At 66.5% G+C, this 18002-nt stretch carries 20 protein-coding genes; 4 read left to right on the forward strand and 16 right to left on the reverse strand.

Annotated features, from left to right (window positions below):
* The first annotated feature begins 30 nt into the window (after positions 1–30).
* Complete coding sequence (locus RBB42_RS03745) at positions 31–2106, forward strand: ComEC/Rec2 family competence protein (RefSeq protein WP_305968173.1); 2076 nt, start codon at positions 31–33, stop codon at positions 2104–2106.
* Here the strand turns inward: RBB42_RS03745 and lexA are convergent.
* From lexA to RBB42_RS03780, 7 genes are all read right to left on the reverse strand, one after another.
* Complete coding sequence (lexA, locus tag RBB42_RS03750; protein WP_305968174.1) at positions 2100–2795, reverse strand: transcriptional repressor LexA; 696 nt, start codon at positions 2793–2795, stop codon at positions 2100–2102. The genes RBB42_RS03745 and lexA overlap by 7 nt on opposite strands.
* Positions 2796–2951: 156 nt before the next feature.
* Positions 2952–4118, reverse strand: a complete 1167-nt coding sequence (locus RBB42_RS03755; protein WP_305968175.1) for a molybdopterin molybdotransferase MoeA — start codon at positions 4116–4118, stop codon at positions 2952–2954.
* Entirely contained in the window at positions 4115–4591 is a 477-nt protein-coding gene (moaC, locus tag RBB42_RS03760) for a cyclic pyranopterin monophosphate synthase MoaC (RefSeq protein ID WP_305968176.1), read from the reverse strand. The genes RBB42_RS03755 and moaC overlap by 4 nt, the downstream gene beginning before the upstream one ends.
* Entirely contained in the window at positions 4588–5391 is an 804-nt protein-coding gene (gene trpC / locus RBB42_RS03765; protein ID WP_305968177.1) for an indole-3-glycerol phosphate synthase TrpC, read from the reverse strand. The genes moaC and trpC overlap by 4 nt, the downstream gene beginning before the upstream one ends.
* Positions 5391–6044 (reverse strand): uracil-DNA glycosylase, encoded by a 654-nt coding sequence (locus tag RBB42_RS03770; RefSeq protein ID WP_305968300.1) that lies wholly within the window; start codon positions 6042–6044, stop codon positions 5391–5393. Before RBB42_RS03770 ends, trpC begins: the two co-directional genes overlap by 1 nt.
* 11 nt (positions 6045–6055) lie before the next feature.
* Positions 6056–7075, reverse strand: coding sequence for an anthranilate phosphoribosyltransferase (gene trpD / locus RBB42_RS03775; protein WP_305968178.1), 1020 nt, complete (start codon positions 7073–7075; stop codon positions 6056–6058).
* Entirely contained in the window at positions 7072–7653 is a 582-nt protein-coding gene (locus tag RBB42_RS03780; protein WP_305968179.1) for an anthranilate synthase component II, read from the reverse strand. Before RBB42_RS03780 ends, trpD begins: the two co-directional genes overlap by 4 nt.
* 187 nt (positions 7654–7840) lie before the next feature.
* Between RBB42_RS03780 and RBB42_RS03785 the strand changes: the two genes are divergently transcribed.
* Positions 7841–9508: a divergent polysaccharide deacetylase family protein gene (locus RBB42_RS03785; protein ID WP_305968180.1), complete on the forward strand. Its 1668-nt coding sequence runs from the start codon at positions 7841–7843 to the stop codon at positions 9506–9508.
* A gap of 3 nt (positions 9509–9511) precedes the next feature.
* Here RBB42_RS03785 and RBB42_RS03790 read toward each other — a convergent pair whose 3' ends face one another.
* The 5 genes from RBB42_RS03790 to RBB42_RS03810 all read right to left on the reverse strand — a co-directional run bounded on the left by RBB42_RS03790 (position 9512) and on the right by RBB42_RS03810 (position 11750).
* Positions 9512–10177 carry a DUF1638 domain-containing protein gene (locus tag RBB42_RS03790; protein WP_305968181.1) on the reverse strand — a complete coding sequence of 222 codons (666 nt, stop codon included), beginning with the start codon at positions 10175–10177 and terminating at the stop codon, positions 9512–9514.
* Entirely contained in the window at positions 10158–10331 is a 174-nt protein-coding gene (locus tag RBB42_RS03795) for a hypothetical protein (RefSeq protein WP_305968182.1), read from the reverse strand. Before RBB42_RS03795 ends, RBB42_RS03790 begins: the two co-directional genes overlap by 20 nt.
* A 92-nt stretch (positions 10332–10423) precedes the next feature.
* Positions 10424–10741, reverse strand: coding sequence for a YbjQ family protein (locus RBB42_RS03800; protein ID WP_305968183.1), 318 nt, complete (start codon positions 10739–10741; stop codon positions 10424–10426).
* The gene (locus RBB42_RS03805; RefSeq protein ID WP_305968184.1) at positions 10741–10956 is read right to left on the reverse strand and encodes a hypothetical protein; all 216 of its coding nucleotides are present in this window, start codon (positions 10954–10956) and stop codon (positions 10741–10743) included. The genes RBB42_RS03800 and RBB42_RS03805 overlap by 1 nt, the downstream gene beginning before the upstream one ends.
* An 89-nt stretch (positions 10957–11045) precedes the next feature.
* Entirely contained in the window at positions 11046–11750 is a 705-nt protein-coding gene (locus RBB42_RS03810) for a corrinoid protein (RefSeq protein WP_305968185.1), read from the reverse strand.
* Positions 11751–11923: 173 nt separating this feature from the next.
* Between RBB42_RS03810 and RBB42_RS03815 the strand changes: the two genes are divergently transcribed.
* The gene (locus RBB42_RS03815) at positions 11924–13009 is read left to right on the forward strand and encodes a PA0069 family radical SAM protein (RefSeq protein WP_305968186.1); all 1086 of its coding nucleotides are present in this window, start codon (positions 11924–11926) and stop codon (positions 13007–13009) included.
* On the opposite strand, the gene RBB42_RS03820 is transcribed toward RBB42_RS03815, so the two are convergent.
* Positions 13006–13278 (reverse strand): DUF4242 domain-containing protein, encoded by a 273-nt coding sequence (locus tag RBB42_RS03820; protein WP_305968187.1) that lies wholly within the window; start codon positions 13276–13278, stop codon positions 13006–13008. The genes RBB42_RS03815 and RBB42_RS03820 overlap by 4 nt on opposite strands.
* 115 nt (positions 13279–13393) lie before the next feature.
* Here RBB42_RS03820 and RBB42_RS03825 point away from each other — a divergent pair, with 115 nt between their 5' ends.
* Complete coding sequence (locus RBB42_RS03825; protein WP_305968188.1) at positions 13394–14329, forward strand: LysR substrate-binding domain-containing protein; 936 nt, start codon at positions 13394–13396, stop codon at positions 14327–14329.
* 294 nt (positions 14330–14623) lie between these two features.
* On the opposite strand, the gene bmt is transcribed toward RBB42_RS03825, so the two are convergent.
* The 3 genes from bmt to guaA form a co-directional block, all read right to left on the reverse strand.
* Positions 14624–15637, reverse strand: coding sequence for a betaine--homocysteine S-methyltransferase (gene bmt, locus RBB42_RS03830; RefSeq protein WP_305968189.1), 1014 nt, complete (start codon positions 15635–15637; stop codon positions 14624–14626).
* 124 nt (positions 15638–15761) lie between these two features.
* Entirely contained in the window at positions 15762–16403 is a 642-nt protein-coding gene (locus RBB42_RS03835; RefSeq protein WP_305968190.1) for a YdcF family protein, read from the reverse strand.
* The gene (gene guaA / locus RBB42_RS03840; protein ID WP_305968191.1) at positions 16400–17968 is read right to left on the reverse strand and encodes a glutamine-hydrolyzing GMP synthase; all 1569 of its coding nucleotides are present in this window, start codon (positions 17966–17968) and stop codon (positions 16400–16402) included. Before guaA ends, RBB42_RS03835 begins: the two co-directional genes overlap by 4 nt.
* Positions 17969–18002: the final 34 nt, after the last annotated feature.

Here is an 18002-nt window from a genome sequence, read left to right on the forward strand (position 1 = left end):
CCTTAACGAGCCGCCCAACGGGGGGCAAGCATGGGTCAGGTCATGACGTGGCTGGCCGCCCTTCTCCTGGGGCAACGCGGTCATCTCTTTCCCTGGGCGCCGGTCTGCCTGGCAACCGGCATCGGGGTCTATTTCGCGATCCGCGCCGAACCATCGGCGACGGTGCTCTGGGCCTGTGGCGGGATTGGCTGTCTTGCCCTGGTGCAACACCGCGCCGGACCGCTCTGGGGGCCGTTGCTGGGTGCGGTTGCGCTGGCAGCGGCGGGGTTTGCGCTTGCCGGTGTGCGGGCGCAGCAGGTGGCCGGGCCAGTCCTTGATTTCCGGTATTACGGCGCGATCGAGGGGCGAGTGATCCAGATCGACCGCTCGGCCTCGGACGCGCTGCGGTTGACGCTGGACCGGGTGGTGCTGGAACGCATGGACCCGGACGAGGTGCCGCTGCGTGTCCGCGTTTCGCTGCATGGTCAGCAGGGCTATCTTGACCCGCGCCCGGGGCAGGTGGTGATCCTGACCGGGCACCTCTCCCCACCGGGTGGCGCGGTCGAGCCGGGCGGTTTCGATTTCCGCCGCCATGCCTGGTTCCTGCGACTCGGTGCGGTGGGCTACACGCGCAGTCCGGTCCTGCTGTTGCAAGAGGCCGATGACAGCCTGCCCGTGGCGCGGTTGCGGCTGTGGCTGTCGGCCCGGGTTCAGGCGGCCCTGCCTGGAGAACGGGGTGCCTTTGCTGCCGCGATCATGACCGGAGACCGCTCCGGTATGGGACAGGAGACGCTGCAGGCCTTGCGGGACAGCAACCTGGCGCATCTGTTGGCGATTTCCGGGCTGCACATGGGGCTGTTGGCGGGCTTCGTGTTCGCGGCCCTGCGACTGATCCTGATCCTGCCACGCCACGCCCGCCATCACTGGCCCGGAAAAAAGCTGGCCGCTCTTGGCGCGTTGTTGGCCGCCGCAGGGTACCTGGCGCTCTCCGGGGGCAACGTCGCGACCGAGCGCGCCTTCATCATGGTGGCGGCGGCGCTCTGCGCTTTGATGCTGGACCGCCGGGCCTTGAGCCTGCGCAGCGTGGCCATTGCGGCGCTGGTTGTGCTGGTGATGCGGCCCGAGGCGCTGCTGGGGCCGGGGTTCCAGATGTCCTTTGCCGCCACCACCGCGCTGGTCGCGGTCTTTGAACAGGTCAGCCTGCTTCAGCGCGACCGCAAGTGGCCACGCTGGATCGCGCCGATCCTTTCGGTCGTCGTGTCCTCGGCCGTGGCGGGGGCGGCGACGGCGCCGGTGGGCATGGCGCATTTCAACCAGGTTGCGCATTTCGGCTTGGTCGCCAACCTCGTGGCCGTGCCGGTCATGGGGATCTGGGTGGTTCCGCTGGCGGTTCTGGCGGCGCTGCTGATGCCCTTGGGTGTGGACTGGATCGCCCTGGAACTCATGGCGCTGGGACTGGGCTGGATCCTTGGCGTCGCGCATACGGTGGCGGATTGGGAGGGCTCCGTCGGACATGTCGTGGCGCCCGGTCCCTGGGTGTTGCCGCTGATCGCCTTTGGCGGGCTGATTATGTGCCTTTGGCGGGGCCGTGGGCGGCTGGCCGGACTGGTGCCTTTGGGGATGGCGGTGGCGCTCTGGGTGGGAACCGACAGGCCCGGAGTGCTGATCTCGGACAGCGGGACGCTGGTCGGGATCATGTTGCCAGAGGGGCGGGCTCTGTCACGCGACCGCGGGTCGGGCTTCGTGGCGGGCGTCTGGCTGGAAAACGACGGACTTGGTCATGTCCAGCCCGAGGCGGCGGCGCTTTGGCCCACGCCGGTCGAGGGGCGCGTGGCGCGGGCAATCATCGGGGACCTGGAGATCCTGCACCTGCAGGGCAAGCGCGCCGCGCGCGGTGTTTCCGGCTGTCATTCCGGACAGATCGTGGTGTCCAGTGTGGCGTTGAGCCTGCCGGGCGACTGCGAGGTCTTCGATCCGCCGCGCCTGAAGGACAGCGGATCCGTCGCGGTCTGGCTGAAGGATGGTGTGCACCTGGTGACCGACCGTGACCTCTCGGGCCACCGGCTCTGGCATGGCGGCGCGCCGGAACCGGTGCGGCTGGCGCGCTCTGCGGTAGCTGGTCAGTAGGTGCGGATCAGGCCGACAAGACGGCCCTGCACGGTGACGGCCCCCCGGGGCAATACACGCGGTTCGTAGACCGGGTTCGCGGCCTCGAGGACGATCATCTCCCCCTTGCGGCGAAACCGTTTCAGCGTGGCCTCGTACCCTTCGATCTGGGCCACCACGATGTCGCCGTCCGCGGCGTCCGAAGTTTCGCGGATCACCACCACGTCGCCGTCGTTGATGCCCGCCTCGATCATCGAGTCGCCCTTGACCTCGAGCGCGTAGTGACGCCCCTGGCCGTGCAGCATCTGCCCGGGCACAGAGACGCCCGGCGCGGGGTCATTGATCGCCTCGATCGGCCGGCCGGCGGCGATGCTGCCGACCAGCGGCAGCTCAGCCAGATTCGCCGGCCCAAGGTCAAAGGCTTCCGAAGGCCGGTTGTCGGGACGGTCGCCCTCGATCACCTTGGGTGAGAAGCCGGCAGGCTGGCCGCCAAGGCTTTCGGGCAGTTTCACGATCTCGATTGCCCGCGCCCGATGGGCCAGGCGACGGATGAACCCGCGTTCTTCCAACGCGGTGATCAGGCGGTGAATGCCGGACTTGGACCGCAGGTTCAGCGCGTCCTTCATCTCGTCAAAGCTGGGGGGGACACCGTCACGGGTCATCCGCTTGTTGATGAAATCGAGAAGGTCGAGTTGTTTTTTTGTCAGCATGCTCAGCCCCGCAGTTGTTAACTTTTGTTCTACGGCTGTTCATGTTTTGTGTCAACGATCATGTGGATAAGCCCTGCGTCCTGTTGCGCATTGGCGTCAACAGTGCACCAGGCGCAACCTGACCGTCATGGGGCGTTTCGTGCGGCGCGACGGCCGTTATAGCGGCAGGTAGTCCACCATTGCGCCGGTCTTGCGTTCCGCATCGCCTACGGGGCGCACCAACAGCGCGTTCGCCTTGCCCAGTACGCTGAGCAGACTGGAATCCTGCCGGTCCAGCGCCCGGATTCCGTCGTCGTCCAATTGCGCGCGCATGTAGTGTTCGCGCGGGCCATTCTGCATGAGCGGCGCGCTCAACCGGGCTTTGAGCCGTGGCGAGGCTGCGGTGCCCAGTCCCAGCATTGCCCGGATCACGGGCGCCAGGAAGACATGACCACAGACCATCGCAGACACCGGATTGCCCGGCAGGCCCACCATCATGGCACCGTTCAAGCGGCCCGACATCAGCGGTTTGCCGGGGCGCATGGCAACCTTGTGAAAGGCCCGCTCCATCCCGAGTTCGCCCGCCACACGCGCCACCAGGTCATGGTCCCCGACCGAGGCCCCCCCGATGGTGACAACCAGATCCGCGTCGTCGACCAGCGAGAACCCGTGGATCAGCGACTCTGTCGTATCGCGGGCGATGGGCAGGATGCGGGGCTCTGCGCCCAGGTCGCGCAAAAGCGCATGCAGGCCAAAGGTGTTCGAGGCGATGATCTGGTCCGGGCCGGGCGTGTCGCCCGGCATCACCAGCTCATCCCCGGTCGAGATCAGCGCAACGCGCGGTCTCCGGGTGACGGGAACCTCGGCAATGTTCATCGCCGCCAGCAGGGCCACGTCCTGCGGCGTCAGGCGGCGGGGTGCCTCAACCGTCTGGCCGACGCGGAAATCGGTGCCCGCGGGCCGAATATAGGGGTTGTCGTCCAGATCCTCATTGAGGGTGATGGTCTCGCCGTCGCGTGTCACGTCCTCTTGGATGATGATGCGTACGGCCCCCTCCGGGACGGGGGCGCCGGTAAAGATGCGCACCGCTTCGCCGGGGCCGACACTGCCCTCGAAACGGGTTCCGGCGGCGCTTTCGCCGATAACGGTGAACCGCTGGCCCGGCGCAGCCTCCGGCACGGCGTAGCCGTCCATCGCCGAGGCGGGAAAGGGCGGTTGATCGCGCCGCGCAGTGACGGGCTGCGCCAGCACACGGCCCGCAGCCTGGACCAGCGGCACGGTTTCCACCGGCAGCGGTTCGGCAAGCGCGAAAAGCTGGTCGAGGGCCTCGGAAACGGAGATCATTTCGCCTCGTAACGCCCCGATTTGCCACCATCTTTCAGCAGGACGCGAATGCCGCCGATCTGCATGTTTTTGTCTACCGCCTTGACCATGTCATAGACCGTCAGTGCGGCGGTCGACACGGCGGTCAGCGCCTCCATCTCGACCCCGGTCTGGCCCGAGGTCTTGACGGTCGCCGTGATGCGCAGGCCGGGCAGGTCCGGGTCCTGGGTCAGGTCGACGGTCACCTTGGTCACGGGCAACGGGTGGCAAAGCGGGATCAGCTCGGGCGTCTTCTTGGCGCCCATGATGCCCGCCAGTCGCGCCACGCCGATCACGTCGCCCTTTTTCGCGCGGCCCTCGGTGATCATGGCAAATGTCTCTGGCGCCATTGTCACATGGCCTTCGGCGGTGGCGATGCGATCCGTCACCGGCTTGTCCGAGACATCGACCATATGGGCGTTGCCCTGGTCGTCGAAATGGCTCAGCCCGCTCATGCCGGCACCGGGTTCTCGAGCAGCGCCTGCGTGGCCGCCGCGACATCCGCCTGCCGCATCAGGCTTTCTCCGATCAGGAAGGCGCGGGCGCCGTAGCCGGCCATATCGGCCAGGTCGGCGGGCGTGTTCAGCCCGGACTCGGAAATCAGGAAACGGTCGTCGGGCAGGCGTTTCGACAGTGTCCGCGTCGTGTCCAGCGTGGTTTCAAAGGTCTTGAGATTGCGATTGTTGACCCCGATCAGAGGCGAGTTCAGCGCCAGTGCGCGGTCGAGTTCCTGACCGTCGTGCACCTCGATCAGCGCATCCATGCCCCAGCTCTGCGCGGCCTCCTCCAACTCGGCGGCCTGTGCGTCGCTGACGCTGGCCATGATGATCAGGATGCAGTCGGCACCAAGCGCGCGGGCCTCGGCCACCTGGTAGGTGTCATACATGAAGTCCTTGCGCAGCGCCGGCAGCGAACAGGCCGCGCGGGCGGCGGTCAGGAAGGGCTTGGCCCCCTGGAAACTGGGCGTGTCGGTGAGCACCGAGAGACAGGTGGCGCCACCCGCCTCGTAGGCTTTCGCCAGCGCCTCGGGGTCGAAGTCCTCGCGGATCAACCCCTTGGAGGGAGACGCCTTCTTGATCTCGGCGATCAGGCCGTAACCGCTCTCGGCGGCCTCCATCAGCGCACCGGCAAAGCGGCGCACCGGCGGCGCGGCGCGGGCTTCGTCCTCGACCGTGCTCAGCGGCTTGGCGGCCTTGTCGGCGGCGATCTCTTCCAGCTTGTAAGCCTTGATCTTGTCGAGAATTGTGGTGGTCATCACGGTCCCTTGGGCGTCGTCCAGTTGATCGGCGTCTGGCCCTTGTCCTTAAGCCAGTCGTTGATGCGGGAAAAGGGGCGCGAGCCGAAAAAGCCCCGGCGCGCCGAGAGGGGCGAAGGATGGGCGCTGGTCAGGACAAGGTGGTCCGCGCCGACAATATGCTTGGCAAACCCCTGGGCATGACCACCCCAGAGCAGGAAGGCGCGGGGACGGTCCGACAGCGCGGCCAGCACCTGTTCGGTCAACCGCGCCCATCCCAGTTTCGCATGGGCCCCGGCCTTGCCTGCCTCGACCGTCAGCGCCGTGTTGAGCAGCAGCACGCCCTGGTCGGCCCAGAAGTGCAGATCGCCATTGTCGGGACAGGCACCGAGATCGTCCGTCATCTCCTTGTAGATATTGTTCAAGGAGCGGGGCAGGGGCCGCACGTCCGGTTCTACGGAGAAGGCAAGCCCATGTGCATGGCCCGGTGTCGGGTAGGGGTCCTGGCCCAGGATCACGACGCGCGTGGCCTCAGGCGGGCAGGCGTCGAGCGCGGCAAAGACCTGATGGGCGGGCGGCAGCACCTGCACGTCACTTTGTGCAAGTTGCCCCGCGATCCGGGGCAGATCCTGCACGAAAAAGGGCAGATGCCGCCAGCTGTCGGGCGGCGTCAGGGCAGCGTGGGTCACGCCGCCTGCGTCGCCTTGGCCAGCGCCTGCACCTTGCCGAGCGCTGCACCGCTGTCGATGCTTTCCCGGGCCAGTGCCGCACCGTCGCGCAGGTCCGCCGCCTTGCCCGCGATGGTCAGCGCCGCGGCGGCGTTCAGCAGAACCGCATCACGATAGGCCGACTGGGCGCCATCGAGCAGCGCGCGGAAGGCGCGCCCGTTCTCCTCTGGCGTGCCGCCGACGATCTCTTCGAAGGGATGCACGGGCAGGCCCGCGTCCTCGGGGTGCAGTTCGGCCTCTCGGATGCTGCCGTCCTCTTCCAGCGCGGCGATCCAGCTGACTCCGGTGATGGTCAGTTCATCCGTGCCGTCCGAACCATGCACCAGCCAGGCGCGTTCGCTGCCCAACTGGCCCAGGGTCTCGGCCATTGGGCGGATCAGCGTGCGGCTGAAGGCCCCGGTCAACTGACGTTTGACGCCTGCCGGATTGGTCAGCGGCCCGAGGATGTTGAAGATCGTGCGCGTGCCCAGCTCTGCCCGGACAGGGCCGACATGGGCCATGGCCGGATGGTGCATGGGCGCCATCATGAAACAGATCCCGACGTCGGCCAGCGCCTTCTCGACCCTGTCGGCGGGGATCATGACCTCGATCCCCATCTGTCCCAGCGCATCCGCCGCGCCGGACTTGGACGAGAGGTTGCGATTGCCGTGCTTGGCCACCGGCACACCGGCGCCCGCGACGACAAAGGCGGTGGCGGTCGAGATGTTCAGCGTGCCCTTGCCGTCACCGCCGGTTCCGACGATGTCCATCGCGCCCGCGGGGGCGGCAACCTTGTTGCATTTGGCGCGCATGACCGCGGCGGCGGCGGCATATTCGTCCACCGTTTCGCCGCGGGTGCGCAGGGCCATCAATAGCCCGCCGATCTGGGCCGGGGTCGCCTCACCGTCGAACAGGATCTGAAAGGCGGTCTCGGCTTCGGCCCGGGTCAGGGGGCGATCGGCGCTGGTGCCGATGAGGGGGCGAAGATCGTCGCTCATGCCGGCACCTTCATCGCGTCGAGGAAGTTCTGCAACATGGCATGGCCATGTTCCGAGGCGATGGATTCGGGGTGGAACTGCACGCCGTGGATGGGCAACTCGCGGTGCATCAGGCCCATGATTGTCCCGTCCGCCAGCTCTGCCGTCACCTTGAGGCTGTCGGGCAGGTCGGACCTCCGCACCACGAGGCTGTGATATCGGGTGGCTTTCAACGGTGAGGGCAGGCCGGCAAACACGCTTTCGCTCTGGTGATGGATCTCTCCCATCTTGCCGTGCACGATCTCGTCATGGCGCACAACAGTGCCGCCAAAGGCCTGGCCGATGGTCTGGTGCCCAAGGCAGACGCCCAGCAGGGGCATGCGCACCTCGGCGGCGGCCGCGGTCAGGGCAAGGCAGATGCCCGCCTGGTCCGGGTCACAGGGGCCCGGGGACAGCACGATGCCCTCGGGCTTCAGTTCCATGGCCTCCTGCACGTTCAGGGCGTCATTGCGCCAGACCTGTACCTCTGCGCCCAACTCGCCCAGGAAATGGACGAGATTGTAGGTGAAACTGTCGTAGTTATCGATCAGGAGCAGCATGGCGCGGGTCGCCTTTGGACTAACGTTTACAGGTCTATAGAGCGGGGACGTGATCGGGGGCTGGCGGCCCGGGGCCACGTCGCGGTATACATGCGCAGGCCCTCCCGGTGGCGTCAAGCCCGCCAGGGGGACCGGACTGCAGGACAAAGGCGCCGGGACAGGCGCGCAAGGGGTCGGAGAGAGCAGCATGGCACGGGGATTTCTGTCTGGGGCGATCTGGGGCGCGGTGTTTTCGGGGGCCGGGCTGGCGGCGGTATCGCTGAACACGCCATTGCCCGAAAATCCGTCCATCGTGCCGCCGCCGGGTGGGGCGATGGACAGCAGCCTGCTGGACAAGGCCCCCGATGTGGAACCGGACGCGGAGCCGGACGACGAACCTGTGGCCCAGCCCGACCCTGTTGACCCGGCCCCTGCTGACCCGGTTCTCGATGCCTCGAAGCCGCGCGTGGTCGAGACGCCCGAGGCCGGCGACGTGGCAGATCCGAAACCGGACCTCTCCGAGCCGGGGCGCCGCCCGGTGCCCGAAAGCGGTGTCGACCGGCCCGCCGCGCCGGGTGGGGCGCCCGCCGCACCCTCGGGGCCCGTGGCGGTCGGGGCGGATACAGCGCCGCCCGCGGCCCCGCGTGTCGGGGGCGCGCCGGATGCGCCTGAGGGTGCAAGCCCCGCGCCGGACGGTGCGGCGCCGGTTTCCGTCGGGCGTGATGCACCTGTCAAACCCGGGGCAAAAAGCTCGGCCCCCGGCGCACCCCGTCCCGAAGCGCAGCCGATCATCATCACCGGACCGGCCCAGCCGCCGGCCCCGGCGGTGCCCGACGGCGACAGCGCGCTGGTCACCGAACGGGCGGACGGACCCGGTGCTGTCGATCCCGCGCCGGTTGACCCGGCCACCGTCGATCCCGCGTCCGAGGCGCCTGAACCCGGCTCATCTCCGGACCCTGATGTGCCCGCATCGGATCCCGATGCCTCCCGTGCAGCGGCCCCCGTTCCCGATCCGGCGCCGGAACCCGTGCTGGAGGCGACGGAACCGGCGCCCGCCCCCGGGGGGCCGGCCATCGGCACACCCGCGCGCTCGCTCGTGGATCGCGCGACGCCAACTGCGCCAGACCTCAAACCAGAGCCGGAAGACACCGGGCCGGCCGCGACATCCTCTGCATTGGCAGCGCTGCCGGACGACAGCCCGCTGGTGCGTTTCGCCGCGCCGGTCGAGGTGGACGGAGATGTGCCGCGTATGGCCATCGTGCTGATCGACGACGGCAGCGGCCCGCTTGGCCCCTCCGGGCTGGAGGCCTTTCCCTTCCCGGTGAGCTTCGCGATTTCTCCGAACCATCCAGACGCCGCCGCCGCCGCCCGGGGCTATCGCGACCTTGGGTTCGAGGTGCTGGTGCTGGGCGACATGCCCGATGGCGCGCAGGCCGCCGATGTCGAAGTCGCGATGGAGGGGTTGATGGGCGCGGTGCCCGACGTGGTGGCCGTGCTAGAGGACCCGGATGGCAGCCTGCAGGAAACCCGGGATGTGTCGAGCCAGGTCGCGGCCTTTCTTGCCGACAGCGGACACGGTTTGATCTCGCAGCCCAAGGGGCTGAACACGGCTCAGAAACTGGCGCTGAAGGACGGCGTGCCCTCGGTCACGTTGTTCCGCGATTTCGACGGCGAAGGGCAGGACGCGACGATGATCCGCCGCACCCTGGACCAGGCCGCCTTTCGCGCCCGGCAGGAGGGCGGGGTGGTCATGATGGGGCGGCTGCGCGCCGACACGATCTCTGCGCTGGTGCTCTGGGGGCTGCAGGATCGCAGTGGCAGTATCGCTCTGGTTCCGACCTCACTGGTCCTGGCCGAGTCTTTGGCGACGGACTAGGCGTCAGGCTGTGGCCGGTGCGCCGGCCCAGCCCTCCAGAACCCGCGCCAGATCGCCGTAGCCGGTAAAGCGACGCTCAAAGGCAAGACCCATGCGGGAGGCGCAGGCCTCTGCCCGGGCGGTCAGCTCGGCATCCTCGGTCTGGGCGAGATAGACCAGCCGATCGTAATTGCCGAAATACATCTCGCGCAGCTGCGGGTGACGGTCGAGGCCGAGGGGCTTCCAGACGAAGGCGTCGAACTGGCGGCAGAGGAAATCGGTGAGGTAGAAGGCCGTGACCTCGTCGCGGGCCTCGAATGTGGCAAGCCCGTCGAAGAAGGCATAGCAATGCGGGCCGGGCACCATCTCGATCCCCATCTCGTCGCAGGCGGCCTGCAACAGCCCGCCAGTGCCACAGTCGGCGTAGACCACGCAGATCCGCGCATAGTTGGGGCGGTGCTTTTCTACGGCCGCGCGCACGGCATCGGTGATCTTTTCCGGGTGGTTGTGCAGGATCGCCGGCAGGCAGGCCAGATCCATCTGCCCCCAGCCATTGAGCCGGATCAGCGCCAGGATCTCTCGGGCGAGCGCGCCGCAGGCCAGCAGCAATATACGGCCCTCACCTTCAGGGCGCAGGCCGTTTTCTGTCAGCGCACGGTCGGAAAGCGCGTCAGGTGCGGCTGTCGTCATAGGGAACATGGGCAAGCGCCCAGCGGGCCAGCAGTGCGATCGCCAAGAGCACCGGCACCACCGTAAGAACCCCGAAGGAAGACACCGCCCAGACGGTCAGGCCGGCGGCCATGATCACGGCGCATACAAGCAGGGCAAAGGATGTGACGGGCATTGGGGTCTCCTTCCTACTGTTTAATATGGGCCAAAGGTTGCAAAAGAAAAACCCCATTCGCGCACTTGCGGCATCAATACGCGCCGGGCTGCCTACTGCGACAGCTTGACCGCGGTGCCGTAGGCGACGATCTCGGAGGCCCCGCGCGTGATGGCAGAGGTCTGCATCCGCATCGCGACGATGGCATCGGCGCCAAGTGCCTCGGCCTCGGCGGCCATGCGATCCAGCGCCTGTTCCCGGGCGCCGACCATCAGCGAGGAATAGCCCGTCAGCTCTCCGCCGACGAGCATCTTGAGCGCGGCGACAATGTCCGTTCCCAGATGCTTGGCCCGCACGGTAGCGTCGCGCACGAGACCAAGCGAGGCGATGATTTCGCGCCCGGCAACTTGTTCCGAGGTGACGATCAGCATCAGTGTTTCATCCCGTCGTAATGGTCGTCTTCGGCATTGCCGACCCGCTCGGCGATTACCCTGTAGAGAATATAGCCCACCAGTGCCGCGGGCAGCAGGGCCAGCCATGCGAAGGGCACACTGAGCGAGGCGAGGAGCAACATCCCGAGCCAGAAAATCACGGCGCTGCCGGCCAGGACGCAGACGATGATCAGTACCAGTCTGTCGAGTTTCATGGCAGCCCCCTCTGCATCCACCCTGACCGCCGGGCGCGCAAAAGAAAAGAGGCGGGACCGAAGCCCCGCCTCGTTGACCGGCAGCCAGGTCAGCCGGCCGCCATCTGGTTGTGCTTGCGCGAGATGAATTCCTTGGCGGTTTCCACCGCCACGGCGGCGTCTCGGCAATAGGCGTCGGCGCCGATGGCCTTGCCGAATTCCTCGTTCAGGGGGGCGCCGCCGACCAGCACCACATAGTCGTCGCGGATGCCCTGTTCGACCATCGCGTCGATCACCACCTTCATGTAGGGCATGGTGGTGGTCAGCAGGGCGGACATGCCCAGGATGTCGGCCTCTTCCTTCTGGATCGCCTCGATGTAGTTCTCGACCGGGTTATTGATCCCCAGGTCGACCACCTCGAAACCGGCGCCTTCCATCATCATGGACACCAGGTTCTTGCCGATGTCGTGGATATCGCCCTTGACGGTGCCGATCACCATCTTGCCCTGCTTGGGCGCACCGGTTTCGGCCAGCAGCGGTTTCAGGATGGCCATGCCACCCTTCATCGCGTTGGCCGCCAGCAGCACCTCGGGGACGAACAGGATGCCGTCGCGGAAGTCGTGGCCGACGATGGTCATGCCCCCCACCAGCGCCTCGGTCAGGATCTTGTACGGAGCCCAGCCGCGCTCGAGCAGGATGTTCACGCCTTCCTCGATCTCTTCCTTGAGACCGTCGTAAAGGTCGTCGAACATCTGCTGGACGAGTTCCTCGTCGTCGAGTTCGGAGAGGATGATGTCGTCTTCTTCATCGGACATGGCGCGGTTCCCTTGGCTTGGCATGGCATCGCATGCCGTCGTTTAAACGACTATTCGTCGTTTTCTGCGGATTTCAATTGGCGGATTGCGACATTGGGTAAAGCTGGACCGACCTGCGACACCCAAGTGCCGCAAATCTTGCCAGTGTTCCCGTTGTGTTCTATGTGTTCGGCATGAAACCTCCATCCCGTCCCGTTGATCCCGACCGCGCTCGTGGCCGCGCCGCGACGAGTCGCGACTGTGGCCGCTACGAACGGCTGCGGCGCGAGGACGTGCATGATGGATGGGACCTGCCGGAAGAGGGCGGAGTGTACCGGACCGAGGTCAGCGAGGAAGTGCCGCGCAAGGTCATTACCTATGTCCGTTCGCCGGACCTGCCGTTCGACAGATCGCTGAACCCGTACCGGGGCTGCGAACATGGCTGCATCTATTGTTTCGCGCGGCCCACCCATGCCTGGCTGGGGCTTTCGCCGGGTCTGGATTTCGAAACGCGACTGGTGGCACGGCCGACCGCGCCCGAGGTGCTGGACCGCGAATTGCGGAACAGGCGCTACGAGGTGGCGCCGCTGGCCATCGGCACCAATACCGACCCCTACCAGCCGGTCGAGCGAGACCGGGGCATCATGCGCGCCTGCCTGGAGGTGCTGCGCGATTTCCGGCACCCCGTGGCCATCGTGACCAAGGGCGCGCTGATCGAGCGGGACATCGACATCCTGTCGGACATGGCCGCACAGGGACTGGCGCGCGTGGGCATATCCGTGACCACGCTGGACCCGGTCCTGTCGCGAAGGATGGAGCCGCGCGCACCTGGAGCGCAGCGGCGGTTGCAGGTCATCCGGCGGCTGACAGAGGCGGGTATCCCGGTGCGAATCATGGCCTCTCCGATGATCCCGGCGCTGACCGATCCCGAACTCGAGGTGATCCTGAAGGCGGGCGCCGAGGCGGGGGCGGATGCGGCTAGCTGGATCATGCTGCGCCTGCCGCTGGAGGTTGCCGATCTCTGGCAGGATTGGCTGCACCAACACTATCCCGACCGCGCCGCGCGCATCATGGGCCATCTGCGCGACATGCACGGCGGCGAGGTCTATTCGGTGAAATGGTTTTCCCGCATGCGCGGAGAAGGGCCCTATGCCGACCTGCTCGCAGCGCGTTTCCGGCGCGCGGCGCGTGCCCTTGGGCTGGACCGTGACCAACCCGCGCTGCGCTGCGATCTCTTTGAGCCGCCGGTTCGGAAGGGCGATCAACTGAGCCTGTTCTAGCCGGCGGTTGTCGGGTCGATGCGGGTCTTGATCTCGGTAATCGTATCCGCCGGGAACCCGCTCAACTGTGCGTGTTCGCGGATCGCATCCTCGTCCTCGGCCAGGTAGATGCAGAAGGTCTTGTCGCCGGCGACGTAGGAGTGGTTCCACTGCACCCGCGGTGCCAGTTTCGCCAGGGCCGTATTGGATGCGCTGGCCGCGCCGCAAAGCTCGTCCTGCGACATGGACCCGGCGCCGGGAATATTGCGTTCGATCACGTAGGTCTTCATCTGGGCCTCCCTGGTGGACAAGCGTTTGTTGTCTCATCCCCAGTAGAGCGCAGTTCTGTCCCGCGATCATTTGAGTTATTCTATCCGTCGGGTGACAGAATGTTGTCGAGGGAGCATGCCGCTTTCGCATCTGAATGCGTGGAGGGCGGTGGATGCCGTTCTGAACGAAGGCACCGTGGCGCGCGCGGCCGGAGAACTGGGCGTGACGCAGGCCGCGGTCAGCGCACAGATACGCCGGTTGGAAGAACGGTTGGGCCGGACACTCTTCCGGCGCACCCCGGGCGGGCTCATACCGGTCGAGGACCTCTCCGGTCTGGCTCATGCACTGCGCAGCGGGTTTGTGGGCATTGCCTCGGTTCAGGATGCCCTGTGCTCCGGGCAGGTCGAGCGGCGGGTGGCGTTGACGGTCACCCAGACCTTCGCGGAAAGCTGGCTGCCGCATCACCTGCCGGATCTCTTTGCCAAGGTCGGTGCCGTGGACCTGCGCATTGACACCAGCTGGGATGTTGTCGACCTCGCCAGTTCCGATGTGCATTTCGCCATCCGTTTCATGCCGCCGCCCGGTCCGGGCTACGGCGCGATCGACCTGTTGCCCAGCGGCGTGGTGCCGGTCTGCACGCCCGATTTCGCCCGCCGCTACGGATTGGCCCCCGGCCAGACGGAGCTGGGAGGCGTGCCCATCGCCCATATCGATGTCCCGACCTCGGACGCCGCCTGGCTGGATTGGCAAGGCTGGAGCCATGCCACCGGCATCGACATCTCCAGCGCCAGCGGTGGGCCGCAGTTCGCGTTGCAGGGCAGCGGAGCGAGGATTGCCCGGGCGGGCATCGGCCTTGTGCTGGGGGGGCTGTCGGACGTCGTGCATTCGGTGGACAGAGGTGCGCTTGTCATGCCCTTCGGGGCAGGCTCTGTCGTGCCGGCAAAGTACTGGCACCGGCTGTTGTGGTACGAAAAGAGACCGCTCGGACCGTTTCAGCGCAGGTTTCGCGACTGGATCGCCGCCCGTGCGGCGGATGACCGTGACCGGATGCGCGTTCTGTTCGGAGTCTGACCGCGACGTGGCCGACCCTGCAGTTACGTCCGCGGTCACCCCCAGCGTCACGCAGGCCCTCTGCGTCCATCGCGACACGTCATGCACCGCGCAGGGCTGCCCTTGTCGCTTGTCCGCCATTGACCCGAATACGCCTTTCAAGATCGCCTGGAACATCCGCGATCCATCTTTGATCCGCAATAATTCTCCCTTTCCTGCCAACGGTTTCCACCCTGTGGCGTCAGAAGGAAAAGGGAGTTTGACCCGGCTTTTATGCGTGGCGCCGTGGCGGATGTGAAATCCGCCACCGCCCGGTCAGCCGCGCCGGCGCCGTCCCCGACGCTCGCGGGTGGGGCCGTCGTCGCCCGTGCCGTCGCTGTCGGACGAGAACCCGCCCAGCATGCCGGTGATCTGTTCCAGCGTCGGGCGCGGGCCTTTTTCGCGGGTTTCCAGGGCTTCGCGCATGGCCTTGAGGTGTTCGGGCATCGTGCCGCAGCAACCGCCGATGATCCGGGCGCCGGAATCGCGCGCCATGACCGCATATTCGGCCATCAACTCGGGCGTGCCGTCATAGTGGATGTGACCGTCGACATACTTGGGAATGCCGGCATTGCCCTTGGCGATGATCGGACGTTCCGTGCCCTGCGCGGCAAAGCCCAGCACCGTGCGCAGCAGGTCAGAGGCGCCGACGCCGCAGTTGGCCCCGAAGCCAAGCGGCGGGGTCGGCAGGCCTTCGACCATCTTGACCATGTCGGCCGAGGTCATGCCCATCATCGTGCGCCCCGCGGTGTCAAAGCTCATGGTGCCACACCAGGGCATGCCGACGTTGGCAAAGGCTTCGGCGGCGGCCTTGTATTCCTCGGGGGCCGAGATCGTCTCGACCCAGAGCACGTCCGCGCCGCCATCCTTGAGGCCCGCGGCGGTTTCCTCGAACATCTCGACCGCGCGTTCGTGGGTCAGGTTTCCGGCCTCGCCCATGATTTCGCCCGTCGGACCGACAGAGCCCGCGACGATCACCTCGCGGCCCGCGCCATCGGCAATCTCGCGTGCCAGTTCGGCAGCAAGTTTGGAAAGTTCGTAGGCGCGGTGCCCGGCATCGTGCAGTTTCAGCCGCGAGGCATTGGCGCCGAAACTGTTGGTCAGGAAAAGATCCGATCCTGCCTCGACCGCGCCGCGATAGAGCGCGCGGATCTTGTCCGGCTCATCCTCGTTCCAGAACTCCGGGGCATCCCCGGATTGCAGCCCCATGTTGAAGAGGTTGGTACCCGTCGCCCCGTCCGCCAGCAGCCAGTCGCGCTGAGCCAGGGCCCGGGAAAGTGCGTCGCTCATCGTTCTTGCCTTATCCGGACGTCGTTGATTGCGTGTTTCACATCTGCCGACTGGAGGCAAATTCATAATCATCATCATTGTCATGAGGGTTGTTTGCCTCGCAACGACGCGAATGCCGGCCCGATCAGATCAGCAGGAACTGGGGCAGGTGGGTTTCCAACCCCATCGCACGGCCGATTGACCACGCCCCGGCGCGCAGGATGTTGGCGCCCCAGGCCGCGACCTCGCGTACAAGGTGGAGGGTCCGGTGGGGCAGGCGCCGGCCGGGTTCGGGGCTGGCACAGATCGCAGCCGGCCGCCCGGCCCAGACAAAAGAGGCCTTGGCGCGCCAGGCGTGGAATGCCTCTGTCACTAGGATCAGGTCAGCTTCGGAAGGGAGGTAAGGGCGCGAGAACAGAGCGTTCTGCAATGTCGACAGCGAGCGGGCCTCGGTGCTGAGAACCGTGTCCGGCAGTCCCTTGTCCCGGGCCAGCCGGGCCAGCAGGGGCGCATTGCTGCTGCGGCCATCGGGACCGCCGCCGGTCAGGTGCAGGTGCTGCACAAGACCGCGCCGGTAGAGGCGAACCGCTGAATGGACGCGGCCCGTTTCCGCCTCCTGCACTGCCTTGCGCAGTTCATCTCCGCCGCCAAGAACAACGGCAATGTCGTAAGGCTGTTCGACTGTGCTGCAGGCCGGTGTCAGCAGCAGCGACCCCAGCGTCAATGCCACGCAGGCAAGGGTATAGATGACCGCTGCGCGGACCAGCCAGCGCAGCAGCCTTGTCATTCCCACTCGATCGTGCCCGGGGGTTTCGAAGTGACGTCGTAGGTGACGCGGTTGATCCCCTTGACTTCGTTGATGATCCGGGTGGCGGTTTCGCCCAGGAAATCATGGCTGAACGGATAGTAATCCGCCGTCATCCCGTCGACCGAGGTCACCGCGCGCAGGGCGCAGGCATAGTCATAGGTGCGCCCGTCGCCCATCACGCCCACGGTGCGGACCGGCAGGATCGCGACGAAGGCCTGCCAGATCTCGTCGTAAAGGCCGTGCTTGCGGATCTGGTCGATATAGACCGCATCTGCCTTGCGCAGGATTTCCAGCTTGTCGCGGGTGATCTCTCCGGGGCAGCGGATGGCAAGGCCGGGGCCGGGGAAGGGGTGACGCCCGATGAAACTTGCCGGCAGTCCCAGTTCATGGCCAAGCGCGCGCACCTCGTCCTTGAACAGTTCGCGCAGCGGCTCGACCAGTTTCAGGCCCATCTTTTCGGGCAGGCCGCCGACGTTGTGGTGCGATTTGATCGTCACGGAAGGCCCGCCGCTGAAAGAGACGCTTTCGATCACGTCCGGATACAGCGTTCCCTGCGCCAGGAACTGCGCCCCCTCGATCTGATCGGCGTATTTCTGGAACACGTCGATGAACAGCTTGCCGATGGTCTTGCGCTTGACCTCGGGGTCGCTGACGCCCTCCAGCTCACCCAGAAAGAGATCCTGTTCCTGCGCGTGAATGACCTGAAGGTTCATGTGATCGCGGAACATGCCCACGACTTCCTCGGCCTCGTGCAGGCGCAGCAACCCGTGATCGACGAAAACGCAGGTCAGCTGGTCGCCCACCGCCTCGTGGATCAAGGCCGCCGCCACGGAGCTGTCGACACCGCCGGACAGGCCGCAGATCACCTTGGCGTCGCCCACTTGTTCGCGGATCTTGGCAATGGCCTCTTCACGGTAGGCGCCCATCGTCCAGTCGCCCTTGAACCCGGCGGCCCGCACGAAATTCTCGTACAGCGTCTTGCCGTTGGGCGTATGGTGTACCTCGGGGTGGAACTGCACGGCGTAGAAATTGCGCGAGACATCCGCCGTGATCGCAAAGGGCGCGCCCGGCGAGGTGCCGTAGACCGCAAAGCCCGGCGCGATTTCCGAGACGTGGTCACCGTGGCTCATCCAGACCTGCTCTCGGCCCGAGCCGTCCATGAACCAGCCGTTCAGCATGTCGATCCGCGTCTCGCCGGGGACGACATAGGCGCGGCCGAATTCGGCGGTGCCTTCGCCCGCCACGACCTTGCCGCCCAGGTCCTGCATCATGACCTGCTGGCCATAGCAGATGCCGAGGATCGGCACGCCCAGGTCATATACGCCCTTGGGTGGGCGCGGGCTGCCCTCTCGGGTCACCGAATCGGGCCCGCCCGAGAAGATCACGGCTTTCGGCGCGAAGTCGGCCAGGAAAGCTTCGGTGACGTTCTGGTAAGGGTGGATTTCGCAATAGACATTCAGCTCGCGCAGGCGGCGCGCGATCAGCTGCGTCACCTGGCTGCCAAAGTCGATGATGAGGAGGCGGTCGTGCTGGGTCTCGGTCATGCCTTCCCTTAGGCAGGGCTGCGGAAAAGTGCAA

Origin of the sequence: Mameliella sp. MMSF_3455 (assembly GCF_030733205.1) — a bacterium.
GTDB lineage: Bacteria > Pseudomonadota > Alphaproteobacteria > Rhodobacterales > Rhodobacteraceae > Antarctobacter.

Bases quoted from the DNA above. Each gene is read 5' to 3' on its own strand.
- RBB42_RS03795 (WP_305968182.1), bottom strand. From the start codon at position 10,331: ATGCCCGTCACATCCTTTGCCCTGCTTGTATGCGCCGTGATCATGGCC.
- guaA (WP_305968191.1), bottom strand. From the start codon at position 17,968: ATGACCGAGACCCAGCACGACCGCCTCCTCATCATCGACTTTGGCAGC.
- RBB42_RS03815 (WP_305968186.1), top strand. From the start codon at position 11,924: ATGAAACCTCCATCCCGTCCCGTTGATCCCGACCGCGCTCGTGGCCGC.
- trpD (WP_305968178.1), bottom strand. From the start codon at position 7,075: ATGAGCGACGATCTTCGCCCCCTCATCGGCACCAGCGCCGATCGCCCC.
- RBB42_RS03800 (WP_305968183.1), bottom strand. From the start codon at position 10,741: ATGCTGATCGTCACCTCGGAACAAGTTGCCGGGCGCGAAATCATCGCC.
- RBB42_RS03820 (WP_305968187.1), bottom strand. From the start codon at position 13,278: ATGAAGACCTACGTGATCGAACGCAATATTCCCGGCGCCGGGTCCATG.
- RBB42_RS03835 (WP_305968190.1), bottom strand. From the start codon at position 16,403: ATGACAAGGCTGCTGCGCTGGCTGGTCCGCGCAGCGGTCATCTATACC.
- lexA (WP_305968174.1), bottom strand. From the start codon at position 2,795: ATGCTGACAAAAAAACAACTCGACCTTCTCGATTTCATCAACAAGCGG.
- RBB42_RS03785 (WP_305968180.1), top strand. From the start codon at position 7,841: ATGGCACGGGGATTTCTGTCTGGGGCGATCTGGGGCGCGGTGTTTTCG.
- RBB42_RS03805 (WP_305968184.1), bottom strand. From the start codon at position 10,956: ATGAAACTCGACAGACTGGTACTGATCATCGTCTGCGTCCTGGCCGGC.
- RBB42_RS03810 (WP_305968185.1), bottom strand. From the start codon at position 11,750: ATGTCCGATGAAGAAGACGACATCATCCTCTCCGAACTCGACGACGAG.
- bmt (WP_305968189.1), bottom strand. From the start codon at position 15,637: ATGAGCGACGCACTTTCCCGGGCCCTGGCTCAGCGCGACTGGCTGCTG.
- RBB42_RS03745 (WP_305968173.1), top strand. From the start codon at position 31: ATGGGTCAGGTCATGACGTGGCTGGCCGCCCTTCTCCTGGGGCAACGC.
- RBB42_RS03825 (WP_305968188.1), top strand. From the start codon at position 13,394: ATGCCGCTTTCGCATCTGAATGCGTGGAGGGCGGTGGATGCCGTTCTG.
- trpC (WP_305968177.1), bottom strand. From the start codon at position 5,391: ATGACCACCACAATTCTCGACAAGATCAAGGCTTACAAGCTGGAAGAG.
- moaC (WP_305968176.1), bottom strand. From the start codon at position 4,591: ATGAGCGGGCTGAGCCATTTCGACGACCAGGGCAACGCCCATATGGTC.
- RBB42_RS03755 (WP_305968175.1), bottom strand. From the start codon at position 4,118: ATGATCTCCGTTTCCGAGGCCCTCGACCAGCTTTTCGCGCTTGCCGAA.
- RBB42_RS03790 (WP_305968181.1), bottom strand. From the start codon at position 10,177: ATGACGACAGCCGCACCTGACGCGCTTTCCGACCGTGCGCTGACAGAA.
- RBB42_RS03780 (WP_305968179.1), bottom strand. From the start codon at position 7,653: ATGCTGCTCCTGATCGATAACTACGACAGTTTCACCTACAATCTCGTC.